The sequence below is a fragment of the Bacillus jepli genome (assembly GCF_047238305.1).
Lineage (GTDB): Bacteria > Bacillota > Bacilli > Bacillales > Bacillaceae_L > Ferdinandcohnia.
Map to the genome: position 1 here is coordinate 2,264,755 of NZ_JBDFMO010000001.1, position 14,207 is coordinate 2,278,961.

At 36.9% G+C, this 14,207-nt stretch carries 18 protein-coding genes; 11 read left to right on the top strand and 7 right to left on the bottom strand.

Features of this window, described 5'->3' with window-relative positions:
• Positions 1–38 precede the first annotated feature (38 nt).
• The 5 genes from ABC371_RS11555 to ABC371_RS11575 all read left to right on the top strand — a co-directional run bounded on the left by ABC371_RS11555 (position 39) and on the right by ABC371_RS11575 (position 5,620).
• Positions 39–539: an Lrp/AsnC family transcriptional regulator gene (locus ABC371_RS11555; protein WP_412896949.1), complete on the top strand. Its 501-nt coding sequence runs from the start codon at positions 39–41 to the stop codon at positions 537–539.
• Positions 536–1,705 carry an aminotransferase gene (locus tag ABC371_RS11560; RefSeq protein WP_412896950.1) on the top strand — a complete coding sequence of 390 codons (1,170 nt, stop codon included), beginning with the start codon at positions 536–538 and terminating at the stop codon, positions 1,703–1,705. Before ABC371_RS11555 ends, ABC371_RS11560 begins: the two co-directional genes overlap by 4 nt.
• Positions 1,706–2,221: 516 nt before the next feature.
• Positions 2,222–2,611, top strand: coding sequence for a S1 domain-containing post-transcriptional regulator GSP13 (gene yugI, locus ABC371_RS11565; RefSeq protein WP_412896951.1), 390 nt, complete (start codon positions 2,222–2,224; stop codon positions 2,609–2,611).
• A gap of 137 nt (positions 2,612–2,748) precedes the next feature.
• Entirely contained in the window at positions 2,749–3,912 is a 1,164-nt protein-coding gene (locus tag ABC371_RS11570) for an iron-containing alcohol dehydrogenase (RefSeq protein ID WP_412896952.1), read from the top strand.
• 361 nt (positions 3,913–4,273) lie between these two features.
• Complete coding sequence (locus tag ABC371_RS11575) at positions 4,274–5,620, top strand: glucose-6-phosphate isomerase (RefSeq protein WP_412896953.1); 1,347 nt, start codon at positions 4,274–4,276, stop codon at positions 5,618–5,620.
• Positions 5,621–5,657: 37 nt separating this feature from the next.
• Here ABC371_RS11575 and ABC371_RS11580 read toward each other — a convergent pair whose 3' ends face one another.
• Together ABC371_RS11580 and ABC371_RS11585 are read right to left on the bottom strand one after the other, a co-directional pair.
• Positions 5,658–6,650, bottom strand: coding sequence for a potassium channel family protein (locus ABC371_RS11580; protein ID WP_412896954.1), 993 nt, complete (start codon positions 6,648–6,650; stop codon positions 5,658–5,660).
• A 39-nt stretch (positions 6,651–6,689) separates the two neighbouring features.
• Positions 6,690–6,938 carry an atypical membrane-integrating protein (Mistic protein) gene (locus ABC371_RS11585; RefSeq protein WP_412896955.1) on the bottom strand — a complete coding sequence of 83 codons (249 nt, stop codon included), beginning with the start codon at positions 6,936–6,938 and terminating at the stop codon, positions 6,690–6,692.
• 124 nt (positions 6,939–7,062) lie between these two features.
• Between ABC371_RS11585 and ABC371_RS11590 the strand changes: the two genes are divergently transcribed.
• The 5 genes from ABC371_RS11590 to ABC371_RS11610 all read left to right on the top strand — a co-directional run bounded on the left by ABC371_RS11590 (position 7,063) and on the right by ABC371_RS11610 (position 9,920).
• Positions 7,063–7,242, top strand: coding sequence for an H-type small acid-soluble spore protein (locus tag ABC371_RS11590; protein ID WP_412896956.1), 180 nt, complete (start codon positions 7,063–7,065; stop codon positions 7,240–7,242).
• Positions 7,243–7,708: 466 nt separating this feature from the next.
• Positions 7,709–7,867 carry a DUF2639 domain-containing protein gene (locus ABC371_RS11595; RefSeq protein ID WP_116353013.1) on the top strand — a complete coding sequence of 53 codons (159 nt, stop codon included), beginning with the start codon at positions 7,709–7,711 and terminating at the stop codon, positions 7,865–7,867.
• Positions 7,868–7,970: 103 nt separating this feature from the next.
• On the top strand, positions 7,971–8,693 hold the full coding sequence (locus tag ABC371_RS11600; protein ID WP_412896957.1) for a CBS domain-containing protein: 723 nt from the start codon (positions 7,971–7,973) through the stop codon (positions 8,691–8,693).
• Between the two features lie 53 nt (positions 8,694–8,746).
• On the top strand, positions 8,747–9,715 hold the full coding sequence (locus ABC371_RS11605; protein WP_412896958.1) for a hypothetical protein: 969 nt from the start codon (positions 8,747–8,749) through the stop codon (positions 9,713–9,715).
• 55 nt (positions 9,716–9,770) lie between these two features.
• Positions 9,771–9,920 (top strand): hypothetical protein, encoded by a 150-nt coding sequence (locus ABC371_RS11610; protein WP_412896959.1) that lies wholly within the window; start codon positions 9,771–9,773, stop codon positions 9,918–9,920.
• Positions 9,921–9,956: 36 nt separating this feature from the next.
• Here the strand turns inward: ABC371_RS11610 and ABC371_RS11615 are convergent, their stop codons facing one another.
• Both ABC371_RS11615 and ABC371_RS11620 read right to left on the bottom strand, forming a co-directional pair.
• Positions 9,957–10,424 carry a CD3072 family TudS-related putative desulfidase gene (locus ABC371_RS11615; protein WP_412896960.1) on the bottom strand — a complete coding sequence of 156 codons (468 nt, stop codon included), beginning with the start codon at positions 10,422–10,424 and terminating at the stop codon, positions 9,957–9,959.
• A complete protein-coding gene (locus ABC371_RS11620) occupies positions 10,414–10,989 on the bottom strand; it encodes a CD3073 family putative ECF transporter S component (protein WP_412896961.1) in 576 nt (191 codons plus the stop codon). The genes ABC371_RS11615 and ABC371_RS11620 overlap by 11 nt, the downstream gene beginning before the upstream one ends.
• A 171-nt stretch (positions 10,990–11,160) precedes the next feature.
• Between ABC371_RS11620 and ABC371_RS11625 the strand changes: the two genes are divergently transcribed.
• A complete protein-coding gene (locus ABC371_RS11625; protein ID WP_412896962.1) occupies positions 11,161–11,499 on the top strand; it encodes a DsrE family protein in 339 nt (112 codons plus the stop codon).
• Between the two features lie 94 nt (positions 11,500–11,593).
• Here ABC371_RS11625 and ABC371_RS11630 read toward each other — a convergent pair whose 3' ends face one another.
• From ABC371_RS11630 to ABC371_RS11640, 3 genes are all read right to left on the bottom strand, one after another.
• Complete coding sequence (locus tag ABC371_RS11630; protein ID WP_412896963.1) at positions 11,594–12,274, bottom strand: SIMPL domain-containing protein; 681 nt, start codon at positions 12,272–12,274, stop codon at positions 11,594–11,596.
• A 97-nt stretch (positions 12,275–12,371) separates the two neighbouring features.
• On the bottom strand, positions 12,372–13,136 hold the full coding sequence (locus ABC371_RS11635) for a CPBP family intramembrane glutamic endopeptidase (RefSeq protein WP_412896964.1): 765 nt from the start codon (positions 13,134–13,136) through the stop codon (positions 12,372–12,374).
• 105 nt (positions 13,137–13,241) lie between these two features.
• Positions 13,242–13,970 (bottom strand): glucosaminidase domain-containing protein, encoded by a 729-nt coding sequence (locus ABC371_RS11640; RefSeq protein ID WP_412896965.1) that lies wholly within the window; start codon positions 13,968–13,970, stop codon positions 13,242–13,244.
• Positions 13,971–14,207: the final 237 nt, after the last annotated feature.

Below are 14,207 nucleotides of genomic sequence, written 5' to 3' on the forward strand. Positions count from 1 at the left end.
TGACAAAAATTATTTCAAAAAATCTAGGGGTGACCGTTATGCAATTACAGGAAAATGAAATTGAGATACTCGAAATTATTGAAAATAATGGAAGACTTCCTGTAGAAACAATCGCAAAATTAGTTAGCAAAAGTGTTGATGAAGTCGATGAAATTATTCGTAAGCTTGAAGATCAAAAGATTATTGTTGAATATAACACAATTGTTGACTGGAAGAAAGTTGAAGGTCACGAAGGTGTGACTGCCATGATTGATGTCAAGGTAACCCCAAAAAAAGGTGTAGGCTTTGATGAAATTGCTAAGCGTATCTATCACTTTAAGGAAGTAAAATCTGTCTATTTAATGTCTGGTGCCTATGACTTGTCAGTTGTCATTGAAGGAAAAACGATGTCAGAGGTTGGGTCTTTTGTTTCCGAAAAACTTTCAACTCTGGACTCAGTTCTGTCAACAACCACACATTTTATTTTGAAAAAATATAAGCATGATGGAACCATTTTTGACCAAGGTGAAGATGATAAACGGATTGTGGTGACACCATGACATCCCAATACCTTTCTAAAAAAGTACAAGAATTAAAGCCTTCAGGAATCCGTAGATTCTTTGATTTAGCCGTTACGATGGAAGGAGTCGTTTCCTTGGGCGTGGGCGAACCAGACTTTGTAACACCTTGGTCGATTAGAGAGGCAAGTATCGCATCCATTGAAGCGGGGATTACCTCCTACACTGGAAATGCAGGACTGCTTGAATTGAGACAGGAAATTTCAGCTTATTTACATAAGTCCTTCGGTGTTGAGTATTCACCAAATAATGAGATTATTGTCACTGTGGGTGGTAGCCAAGCAATTGATTTAGCCATTCGCGCACTTATTGACCCAGGCGATGAGGTTATCATTGTGGAACCAACTTTTGTTGCTTATAGCCCAATCGTTTCACTCGCAGGGGGAATTCCGGTACCTGTACATACAAAGGCTGAAAATGAATTTAAGCTGCAACCTGAAGAGATTGAAAATGTCGTTACAGATCGTACAAAAGCCATTATTATTTGTTCTCCAAATAATCCGACAGGGACGATGCTGAAGAAGGAAGATCTTGAAGCCATTGCTAAAATCGTTGAAAAACACGATTTAGTTGTCATTTCAGATGAAATCTATGCAGAGCTTTCCTATGAAGGGAAATATACGAGCTTTTCAAGCATCCCGGGGATGTTCGAACGTACCATTCTAGTTTCAGGATTTTCTAAGGGTTTTGCGATGACGGGTTGGCGCTTAGGATATTCAGCGGCTCCAAGAGAAATTTCGGAAGCAATGTTAAAAATTCACCAATATACGATGATGTGTGCCTCTACAATGGCTCAATATGGGGCGATCGAAGCTCTTCGAAATGGTCTTCCTGAAGTAGAGTATATGAGAAAAAGCTATCGCCAGCGCAGAAACTTTTTCGTTTCTTCTTTGCAGGAAATTGGCTTATCATGCCATATACCAGGGGGAGCGTTCTACGCTTTTCCATCAATAAAAGAAACAGGACTAACATCAGAGGAATTTGCACATCGTTTACTAATGGAAGAAAAAGTCGCGGTTGTTCCTGGTAATGTCTTTGGAGAAAGTGGCGAAGGATATATTCGTTGCTCCTATGCATCATCCCTTGAACAACTTCAAGAAGCTGTAAAGCGGATGGGACGATTCCTGAAAAATAATAACCTCGTGTAAAATAGAAAAGCACAAGGCGCTCGCTTATCGGCGACAAGCATAAGACAAGCGCTGACAGAAAGTGCATTTTACCTTCAGAAGCGATTGGCTAATGACCTCGAGCCGATGGCGCCTGATGCAGACAAAAAAATGGACAAAACCAGTTTGGTTTTGTCCAACATACAAAAGGGGGAATACTAGAAAGCCTTTGAAACTAGTTTACCCATACATCTCCTTATTTAAACATCGTATAGGATCTCTTCTCTTAACAATGATAATTATTACCTGCTTCATAATTTCAATCCATAATGGCAACTCTAATGAATGTAAAAAGAAACATTTTTGAATTTCTGACCATTTTGTGTTATAATTTTATATTGCGTATATAAAAGTGTAAAGTTCAATAAGAAGGGTGAAAAGGACTGCATTGACAAAAATGCTATGTCCTGTACCGTCGGAAGGTCATGTTGGTGAGTGACCAAGTGTTTGAACAGCCTTTTAAGTGTGAATAAATTAAAGTTTTAGGAGTTGGGTAGCATGACAGAAAAATTTGAAGTTGGAAGTGTTGTTAAAGGTAAAATTACCGGAATACAACCTTATGGTGCATTTGTTGCATTAGATGAAAATACACAAGGTTTGGTTCATATTTCAGAAGTAACCCATGGCTTCGTTAAAGATATTAACGAGCATGTTAAAGTTGGTGACGAAGTAGAAGTTAAGATTTTGTCAATTGATGAAGCAGCAGGCAAAATTGGACTATCTATTCGTGCAACTCAAGAGGCGCCAGAGAAGCCAGTAGCGCAAAGAACGGCTAAGCCGAAAAAACGTCCGGCACAAGCACAACAAGCTAGTTCTGATTCACAACAAGGTTTCAACACGTTAAAAGATAAGCTTGAAGAGTGGATTGAACAATCTAATTTTAACTAATAACAACAATGAGAGAAGAGACGATTATTGAAATTGTCTCTTTTTTTTACATGCACTTGACTGGAAATGTCAAAACAATATGAGTGTATTTACAAAATAGAGTGATATGGCATAATTTTTTACAGGAGGCGAGTATTATGGAAAACTTTACATACTATAACCCAACGAAGCTCATATTCGGTAAAGGACAGGTTCAAGAGCTTAAGAATGAAGTTCCACAATACGGCAAAAAGGTGTTGCTTGTTTACGGTGGGGGAAGCATTAAAAGAAATGGCTTATATGACCAAGTAATTGCTCTATTAGCAGAAATTGGAGCAGAAGTACACGAACTTCCTGGAGTTGAACCAAACCCACGTTTAACCACAGTCCGAAAAGGCATTGATATATGCCGTAAGGAAGGAATTGAATTTCTTCTTGCAGTTGGTGGCGGTAGTGTTATTGATTGTACAAAAGCAATTGCAGCTGGAGCAAAATACGATGGAGACGTATGGGATTTTATGTCCCGTAAAGCAGTAGCGACTGATGCTCTTCCATTAGGAACCGTGTTGACAATTGCTGCGACTGGTTCAGAAATGAATTCAGGCTCTGTTATTACAAATTGGGAAACCAATGAAAAATACGGTTGGGGAAGTCCCGCAGTCTTTCCTAAGTTCTCTATTTTAGATCCAGTTAATACTTTTTCATTACCAAAGGAGCAAACTGTATATGGCATGGTGGATATGATGTCACATGTGTTAGAACATTATTTCCATCACGTTCCAAATACATTAACACAGGATCAGTGGTGTGAATCAATTCTACGCACGGTGATTGAAACAGCACCAAAGTTAATAAATGACCTTCAAAACTATGATCACAGAGCAACGATTATGCTTAATGGAACACTTGCTTTAAATAAGATGTTAAACATGGGATATAACGGAGATTGGGCAACACACAATATTGAACATGCAGTATCTGCTGTATATGATATTCCACATGGTGGTGGTCTTGCGATTATTTTTCCAAATTGGATGAAGCATGTACTAGATGAAAATGTAGGTCGTTTCAAACAATTAGCAGTTCGTGTCTTTAATGTCGATCCAGAAGGAAAAATAGATCGAGAAGTGGCGCTTGAAGGTATCGAGAAACTCAGAGAATTCTGGAGCAGCATCGGAGCACCGTCAAAACTTGCCGACTACGGCATTGGCGAAGAAAATCTTGAACTTATGGCTGAAAAAACAGTTGTATATGGAGAATTTGGCCGCTTTAAAGTACTTAATAAACAAGATTCCCTTGAAATTTTACGGGCGTCTCTATAATTCCGAAAAAAGATTCTTATATTCAATCAAAATGGCTCATACTACTTGTGTGAGCTATTTTTTAACTTTATTCAGCATTGAATGAATAAAGTTAAAAAGCCTCCGGTGGATGCCACAGATTTTCAACGGAAACTTTTCGAGCTTGAGATCAAAGACTAAGAACGCCACTTCCTGTGGCAACGTCTTTGTGACCGACCTCGTGTGGGCCTAAAAAATCTGGGCGCAAATACACCAAGGCGTATTTGATTAAACAAAAATTTATTTGGTCACGCTTACACTAAGTCGGTAGTATTGATTTTACGGAAAAGTTTGGGTACAGTGGAAAGAGACTTTGAAAATACAAGGGTGGAGGTATAAGCAAATGACACATGTTCGTTTTGATTATTCAAAAGCTTTAACTTTTTTTGGAGAACATGAAATTACATATCTGCGTGATGCGGTAAAGGTCGCTCACCATTCCATACATGAAAAAACAGGCGCAGGTAGCGATTTCTTAGGATGGGTAGACCTTCCTTCTGAATATGACAAAGAAGAATTTTCACGCATTCAAAAGAGTGCTGAGAAAATCAAATCAGATTCTGATATCTTACTTGTTATTGGAATTGGTGGCTCTTACCTAGGAGCAAAAGCGGCAATCGATTGGTTAAACCACTCCTTCTATAATGCATTATCAAAAGAGCAACGAAAAACACCACAAATCGTATTTGTTGGTAATAACATTAGCTCAACTTATATGAGAGACTTAATGGATTTACTAGAAGGAAAAGACTTCTCAATTAACGTCATTTCTAAATCTGGTACAACAACTGAACCAGCACTAGCATTCCGTATCTTTAGAAAAATGTTAATTGAAAAATACGGAAAAGAAGAAGCTCGTGGCCGTATCTTTGCAACTACTGACAAAGCACGTGGCGCATTGAAAACATTAGCAACTGAAGAAGGCTATGAATCATTCGTCATTCCAGATGATGTGGGTGGCCGTTATTCTGTCTTAACTGCTGTTGGTTTACTTCCAATTGCTGTTACCGGTGCGAATATTGAAGAAATGATGAAGGGTGCACAAGCAGCAAGTGTAGATTTCTCTAAGTCAGAGCTTGAAGAAAACCCTGCGTACCAATATGCAGCGGTTCGTAATGCTCTTTACAACAAAGGGAAAACAATCGAGATGCTCATCAACTATGAGCCAGGACTTCAATATTTCTCTGAATGGTGGAAGCAATTATTCGGTGAAAGTGAAGGGAAAGACCAAAAGGGGATTTACCCATCATCTGCCAATTTCTCAACAGATCTTCATTCTCTTGGACAATATGTACAAGAAGGTCGTCGTGATTTGTTTGAAACCGTGATTAACATTGAAAAATCTCGTCATGAACTGACTGTAGAGGCAGAAGAAAACGATCTTGATGGATTAAACTACTTAGCTGGTAAATCCGTTGATTTTGTAAATAAGAAAGCTTTTGAAGGTACAATGCTTGCGCATACTGACGGTGGCGTACCAAATCTAATTGTTCATGTACCAGAAATGGACGAGTATTCATTTGGATATCTTGTGTATTTCTTTGAAAAAGCATGTGCAATGAGCGGCTATTTACTAGGCGTTAACCCATTTGATCAACCTGGTGTTGAAGCATATAAAGTAAATATGTTTGCATTACTAGGGAAACCTGGATACGAAGAGAAGAAGTCTGAACTAGAAAAACGACTATAACATAATAAAAAGGGATTCCGGTGAGCTGGAATCCCTTTTAGCTTTTTAAAATCAAGATTTGATCGTTCTTCCGTATTTCTAGGGATAACGGAGGGTTAATGGTTATTCCTTCGATCCGCTTTATCCCGATTAAAATCTTACCTTCTTTTAATAAGGTCTCACTCGCCTTTTGGAAGGTCATCCCAATTAAATCAAAGGTAGCATCCAAAAACTGCAATTTTACCCCTTTTAAATCCACTAACATTGAGAGTAATGCATCAGATACTCCGTGTGATAAGAGACTATTTACCATGACTAAACTTGAAATTCGATTCGTTTGGATAATTTCGTCAGCCCCGCCACGCTTTGCATTTTGGATCTGATGTGTAGTAAGGATTTCGACAATCGTATATACAGTAGGATTTAGCCCTTTTATAGCCAATAACGTAAGGATTGTGATCATGTCAGCATGTACTTCATCTTTACCTTGGTCAGCTGTCACGAGGACCATTTCTGCATCTTGAATATTTGCTTGTTTTAATGTCTCATCACGGGTTGGATCTCCTTTAATAAAATGAAAATGATTTCCGGGCATCGGATTTTTATCTAATGAATCATCGATTAACAGAATTTCAAGGACTGATCCAGGAGTTTTAAGAAGCGAGATCGTTTCTCTGACACGTTCATTCCAACCGATAATGATCATGTGTTTTTTACCATGAAATTCAGAAGTTCCTTCAAGATAAGCATTTTGTGTAACGAAGGTTGAAGTCGATATGGCAGCAAAATATCTTGTTACAATCCCAGCTCCGATAAAGATAAGTAACATACCTACAATTCTTCCGAAAAAGGAGGTTGGAGAATAATCGCCATATCCAACTGTTGCTGCGGTCACAATTGCCCACCAAACCCCATCAAAAATAGTTGGAAAATTCTCCGGTTCGATTAAGTGAATGATGGCGCCAAAAATGATGATGACCAATAAGACAATTCCGATTAGCTTTGCAATCAAAAAGCGTTTAAAAAAAGAAGATAAAATACTTGATATCAATTAAACCACCCCTTTCGAAAAGATGATGTTTTGATGTTTTTATTTTTTTTCATCTTTTGGGAGAAAGGCAAATATCTCTTTAATAATCGTATTAATTCTTCGAGTAATTTCTTCATCTCCAAAGGTTTGTTTTGCCTTTTCGATGGCAACTATGACTTCTTCATCAAATTGGATTAATGGTTTATCTTCTTCTGCTTCGTTGTAAAGCTGAATGACAACATCTAAACCTTCATTTAATTTATCAATAGAATCACTAAGAGCTTTTTTCTCATTTTCATTAAGCTTCATGCCTACACTCCTCTACCTTGATGCTTTCCTTTTAGTGTGTTCAAATCCTTACTAATTTTTGCATAAAATTCCTATGGAGTCGGAAACTATGTGAAGGAAAGAAATTACAATTGGAGTGAGAAAGATGGATATTCGTAGAGCAAAGCAAATTTTGTCTTCTTCAAATGAAGTAACCGTTCATTATCAAGGAACCTCTGTATGGATTGACAGCTGTGATGAACAAGGGGATATGTGCACCGTACATCTGAGAGGTCAGGAGCATGAAAAAAATATCGTTCCAGTAGCTGAATTAGAAGAATTATAAAAGAAAAAGCTCCCATTTTAACAGAAGGGAGCTTTTTTAATCCCAAAATCCACTAATGAATTTGGCGAAAATATCAGTACTAAAGTAAAAGAATGAGCATAGGAAAAAAGCAATCACAAGACCAGTTAGTATCCAACTTAGCGTCTCCTTTTTCACGCAAATCACCTCATTCAATTATTATTTGTAATAAGTAATGTTTCATACAAAAGAAAAGGTCCCTAGGAAAACCTAGGGACCTTTTACGATATATAAATGATAGGGGGGGACATGAAAAAACGCCTCTAATTATGAGAGAGTAATTAGAGGCAAGAGAGAAATGAAAACTTCATTCAATTAGACGTAGAATTTCAAAATAGGTTACAATTTTATTTTAAATTTTTTCATAGATTCTATTTATTCTATGAGTCATTCTTTTCCACTTACTAGCATACATTTAGGACAAGCGAAAAAAGAGGGGGAATGGAATATGGCTTACCCAGGATCAAAGGGTTGGTACGTCAAGCAATTAAAAGAAAAAGGTATTCACCAGCATCCAGTTGAACGTAAAAAACTTGAAACATACAAAACCTATATTCTGAGGCAATTATATTTTGAACTTGTTGTTGATAAAGAAGCAAAAAAGTAATTCTTACAAAAAAGTAGTCATCATGGCTACTTTTTTTCTGTGTTTATTCTCCAACTCTACTCATTTTTAAAATATAATGATAGAAGAGTAGGAGGGTTATGAAGTGGAAACTGTTGAGATGGATTTATCAGAACGCTTTGAGATAGCTTTTAATCGAATTCATAAAGCATTAAGTAAAATGGTCAAGAATATCCAAGGGGATATTTTTAGTCAATTAGTGGCGCATGGTGCAAAAAGACATGCTATTATCCGTTCATATAAAGATGAACTCTTTCAATTTGCTAAGCTCCGAAATGCGATTGTTCATGAAAAATTACGTGCTGATTTCTATATTGCAGAGCCGCACGAAGATGTGGTCGAAAGAATCGAGGAAATTGCAGAACTCTTGGAAAAGCCGGTTACAGCCCTATCAATTTCTAGTAACCCTGTTATTTATTTTAATTATCACTCTTCAATTAAAGACGTCATCCTTGCGATTCACAATAGTACGTATACAAAGTTTCCAATCTATAAAGATGGCTCATGTGTTGGAATATTAACGGCTGGGACCGTTTTAAAATGGATGGCTAAGCACCTTTCGAATGATGTTATCAATTTAGCCAATATTCGAGTTGGAGAAGTAATCCCATATGAAACAAAACATCTCATTGATTTCGTTGATAAAGATCGAGATATATTTGCAGTGGATGAAATGTTTGAAAAACGCCATGCGCATGGTAAAAAACTGGAAGCGGTTATCATTACCGAAACTGGACAAATCGATGAAAAGCCATTAGGAATCATCACTTCATGGGATTTAATTGAGATTGATTATATCGTGAATTGAAAATCACAGAAATACAATGAAATCAATAGTTGTATATTGTCAGGGGGATTAAAATGAAGAATATGTTTCTTCAGTGCGTTGAAGGTAGTGTGTGTAAAACATATGAGTATTTAAAAAATCTTGATTATAAAACAGAAGAGCAAATGAAGATGGAAGAGGAATATGATAATCGCTTTTTTAAGGAAAATCCTAATTATAAAATCTACCACGAAGATCCGTGGATTGAAAATATAATGAATACATATCGTGATTATTTTGTTGTTGTACTAACAAATAGAAAAGAGCGCTCTGTTGCAGAGACGGATTTATTAAACAAGTTAAATCGGTTTTTGCCTATGGATTTTAGAGGGGCTGATATGGAATCTACTGAAGAAAAATTGAAAATTATTTTTAACGAAAAGGGATTTGGTTTTAAGGATGGGAAAGTTACGCCACATTATGGTCCTTTTATTTGGAAAACATCGAACATTAGGAGATATTCTGTTGACCTTCCTGATTCGACACAAGAGGTTCAAGTATGTTTTTTGGATGACTTTCTGATGCTAAGTTGGTTACACTTTGCCACTTTTGGAAAGGTATATGCTGGTGGCTGGGCAGAAAAAGATGCGTTGTACTGTATCTTACCCAATTACCGCGACAAATTAGAAACTGACGTTTTTCGAGTATCATTCCTAAAACACGAGGCACAACATTTTAGCGATTATATACAATTTCCTAAATTAAAGGGAAAAGACTTAGAATACCGTGCAAAGCTTGTGGAGCTTATTTACTACTCTAGCTTTGAAGTCTTTGAGAAGTTCATGGTTCAAGCGGTAAATAACGCTAACCCACATAACTATTCGGCATTTATTATTATCGAACGGTTTTCTAAACATTTTTTTAATAAAAACGCAGAAAGACAGGTAGAAAAGTGGACTTCAATAAACTATGAAGATATACAAGATTTTGCAAAGGTATTGTTTAAGGAGCATACAGCTTTGCTTATTTCAAAAGATGCACAAATAGTTGAAGGGGTTATTTAGGAACAAACCCATACCAAGCATTAGAGCCACTACCTTGAGAAAGGAGATGGTATAAATGGCGACATTCGAGGCAAAGTTCTTGACGTTTCAATCTAATTTACTTGTGCTAAGGGACATAACTATGGCATTCATGTTGAACATGGCAAACAAAAGAAGTAACCGCCTATCCTCTCTTGGGATGCAGGTAGTTACTTCTCTTCGATAACACCATAATATTCTCTTTGAATTGTATAAGGGGGTATTAGTCTTTAATATAATGTAAATTGCTATTAAAAATTGGATTACGATCATTAGGCAAATACCACAACGTTTTCAAATTAATCTCATTTTCTGCAAACAAGGCAATCAATTCTTCCATGAATATGCCCCTAGAAGGGTCGCATGAAGGACTGCTTTTGATTCCTAATATACCTGCTATTTCGTAGCCATTTTTAAAATACTCTTTTGCTTGATTCAGGACGGGTTCCAGGATTTCTTTGCAATGTTTCCTATATTCAGGAGTATTGTATTGTTCGTACGTCATGGGCGGTCGGCTTAAACCTAGAAATGTGAATTCAGGGCAGGGGAGCTGCAAAAATCCAAATCCTTCTTTCATTGCCCAATCTATAGCAGACATAATAGCTCCATCTGCTCTTGCTTCGCTTTCAATCACCGTATTCTGATTTAATATACAATGAGAAACTAGTAAAATCTTTTTACTACGCTGCATGGTTCTTCCCCTTATTTATTATTTTTGTAAAACTTGGAAGGCGTACTATTAAAAACATAACTAGCATGCAAGTGATAATCTTATCAATAAGGTTCCCAGTTATTCTTGAGATAAAGGTCGATGCAAAAACACTTTCGCCAGAAGCTCTTAACCACAAAACGATGAAATCCATTCCGCTCCCATTAAGTCCTCCATAGACCGCGATAGCAATTGGTGTTCCTATTAAAGGGGCGATGATCGACACAAGAAGTCCTGCGGAAATAGCAACGTACCATTTTGTAAAGTCAAACTTTCTTGCGATAAACCCAACTACTAATGCAATGGCTATATTGACAAGACCAAAGAAAATAGCGGAGGCCCCCGTTGTTGTTCCTAATACAACATTCGTTAAACCACCCGTTAAGACTCCCCACCACGGACCAAATAAAACGGAAATCAATACTGTTCCAATCGTATCTAGAAACAACAGTGGAATTTTCATCCAAGATACCACCGTTCCTAATACAACGTTTAGTGCGATTCCCATTGCGGAATAGGCTAAGATGATTGTTTTGCTAGTTTTCACGTATTTTCTTCCCCTCCCCAATTTGTTAAAAATGCAAGCCCCTTTCTCATATATATTGTGTATTCATTATCTGTATTTCATTTTTTATAATTAAAATTATTATTTATAATATTATTGGTTCATGCTTCGAATATGCTAACATAAAATGATTAAATCAATGAGGTGGAAATATTGAAAAACAAAGTTATTTTACTTACTTCCGATCAGCTTGGCAAAGGAGAAAAAGAACTAGGGGAAGGGATACTAGAAACTTTCTTCACCATTCTTAAACAAAAGGAAGAACTGCCTGCAGCGGTTTTTTGTATGAACCGCGGTGTGTATACTTTAACGGATAGTTCGCTTGTTTCTCTACAATTAAAAGAACTGGAAGAAAAGGGTGTTGCTGTTCTTGCTTGTAAAACATGTGTTGATTTTTATGAGATAACTGAAAAGCTTGCAACTGGGAAGATAAGCGGGATGGACCAATTTATCGAATTAGCCTCAACATATGAAGTAATTACTCTATCTTGAGGTTAAAGAGGCTTCGTTAAAAAATAGAGAAACTGCACCAAATGCGGTGCAGTTCACTATTTTGATTTGGAGATTATAAATCCTATTCATAAAACTAAAATGAATAAGTAAAAGTCGCTTCAATCCTAGCCGTAATCGTTAGCTCTCCGGGCTGAATAGGTGTAGCGGCTTCACTTTTTGCGAACATCGCCGTTTGGAATGGGATTGGTGGGGTTTGTTGTGATAATTCCTTAATATGGAGCGGGATTTCTTGGAGTTGAACCCCTAATGAATTGGCGATGGTTCGAGCTTTGTCCTGACTATCTTTAACAGCATTATCTAGCGCTTTTGCGTAATAAACTTGAGGATTCGAGACTGTAAATTGAATACTTGTAACAGTGTTAGCTCCATTTTGAACAGCCGTGTCAACTACGCTACCGGTTGCTTGAATATCTACATCTGAGATTTGCAGCATGTGTATAACCCTATAGCCTCTTAAAGTCTGCTTTGAATTTTCGAAATCATACAGGATTTCAATTCGAAAATCTACTGTTTTGATATGTTCATTGGGTATTCCCAACCCAATTAGAGATTGAATAATATTATTCGTGATTTGACTATTTTCATTTTGAGCAGCCGAAACCGTACTGCTTTCGGTAATTACACCTAATGTGATTGTTGAAGAAGTCGGTGTAGCTGTGACAATTCCTTCCCCATTGACCTTCAATTTATGTTGATTTGCATGCTTACTTCTTATTTGCTGCGGACGCATCATCCAAGGTTCATAATAATACATTGTGTTGCTCCTTCCCAAATATCTTTGTTGTATTGTATTAGTGCTGGCATATTTCGGTGTGTCAAACAAATTAAAAAAGCCCACGAAACCTCGTGAGCTACTTTCCCATTCTTTTTCTAAATATCGGACCGAAAATGACATGTAAAAAGATATCGCTAGTAAAGTGAGCAATCATTGCAATTTCGATTCCATACTTCCAATATAAATACCCAAATAGAATACCTGGGATTGCATTAAGTAAAATCGTACGCGTCACCACAAGATTGGATTTGCCGAATAGTCCAAAGGCAGCTGGTAAATGTCCAACCCCGAATAAAAGAGCGGCAAACAGAATCCCGATCCAATAGGAAGCATTCCCTAAGCCCAAAAGGCTAGATACATAAACCACTCCCGTCATTATGAATAAACGAGTTAAAACTTCCTCTGAAATTCCTCCATAAAATGAAGCTAATAACGCCTGAAATCTAGAAGGCTCATCCATGTCAACTTTGGGCATTCTTTTCATAAATAAAAAGTCCAAACCGATGATAACAATTGAAGCGATGGCACCGACAAGCACGCTCAATAGAATCGTCCTTGAAATGGAGTAAGGCACATCAGTACCATTTAACCATTGATCAATTAGCCACCAATGTAAATCAACCTTTGGTGCCAACCAGGTTCCAATAAATGCTGACACTCCCAAAAGTATAACACTTTGTACAATACTAATTAGAATCAGCACAGGAGTGGGAGGAATCTTCTTGGTTGGATTCTTTTTAGCGTCTTCTTCAATCTTCCCTTTCAGCATTTTAAATTGATACGGTATAACGGCGATTGCCCCAATCGAAGCAGCTATCCAAAAAATGAAAAACTCTGTCATTGTTAACACCCTCATTCACATTTATATTCTGCAGATAATACGAATGAGATGATAAGAAAGTTCACTTAAATTACAAAATAAAAAAGCGCCATAGTGGCACCTTTGTTAGGCTTGATCAGCCTTTACATCGTTCATGATGGATACAATATTTTTTACCCAGTGATTATTTAAACCAGCGGCATCATTTCCTGCTTGACTTGGGGCATAAACGGTTTGGATTTCACCAATTGTTTCATTCCCATTTTCCACATAATATTGCTTTAAATAGATCGCCTTAAAGCGAATACTATCCTCAATCGATAAAAACTTTTGCCAATTGGTTCCACCTTCTACTAATTGTTCGCAACCAGGGTTTGGATAATCTTCGCCGAAGATATTTGCGTATATATCAGGCATACACGTAATACCCCCAATATTATTCCATGGGGAACTAGCAATTTCCGAATTGCCCCAACCGGTTTCCTGTGCAGCTAACGCAGCCAAAAAGATAGGATCAATATCATGCTCTTCGCCAGATTTTACAAAGTCTGTTCCAAGACCTTTTAAATTCCCCTTTAAATGCTTGTCCAGTTCAGGACCAGAAATTGTATTTTCCTGTTCAACATTATAATTTTTTGAAGCCATTTGAACGGGTTTGCTATGAACAGGTTGAGTTTGTTGTTCTTGATGATCTATTTTTTCTTTCTTTATATCATGTACTGGATTGTTTTTCTTTTCAATTGTTTGGGCATTTGAATGATGCATCGTAGCAAAAATGCTAGTACTCATAATAAATAGAACCCCAATTAAATAGAGAAAAGCTGGTTTCTTTTTTGTAAGAGTTGAGATTTTCAAAGTATCCTACCTCCTTCATAAGACCTTTTTCCTACTAGGAAACTATCCTAACATAATAAAATGACAGCAATGTTACAAAGTTGTTATAGACAGTTAATAAAAATATGACAGTACCTCTCGATTTGCAAATTTGCTAGGAGTCTAGTATAATCGGAAACTGTATGTTTACTGTAAGATAAGTAAACATTTCCTATATATGTAATATAAATGGAAATAAATTGCTTTTTGCAAAAAAAT